At 45.5% G+C, this 231-nt stretch carries 1 protein-coding gene; it reads left to right on the top strand.

What is annotated here, in order from left to right:
• Window positions 1–231, top strand: a 231-nt coding sequence (locus AAEY62_RS25105) for a helicase-related protein (RefSeq protein WP_350637220.1), incomplete at both ends; no start/stop codon positions are given.

Genomic DNA, 231 nt, shown 5'->3' with positions numbered 1-231 from the left:
CTTATTGAAGTGCGCCCAGTGGGGGACCAGGTTGACGACTTGCTTTCAGAAATTTATAAAAGTGTTGAGAAAGGTGAGCGGGTACTGGTTACCACGCTAACCAAACGTATGTCGGAGGATTTAACCGACTACTTAAGTGAGCACAATGTAAAAGTGCGCTACCTTCACTCAGATAGAGACAGCGTAGAGCGAGTCGAAATTATTCGCGATTTACGCGCTGGAGTATTTGAT

Source organism: Pseudoalteromonas sp. GW168-MNA-CIBAN-0100 (genome assembly GCF_040309225.1).
In the GTDB taxonomy this organism is placed as follows: Bacteria; Pseudomonadota; Gammaproteobacteria; order Enterobacterales; family Alteromonadaceae; genus Pseudoalteromonas; species Pseudoalteromonas arctica.
The sequence above is the reverse complement of the archived record's forward strand: the minus strand, read 5'-3'. Positions and strand labels throughout refer to the sequence as shown.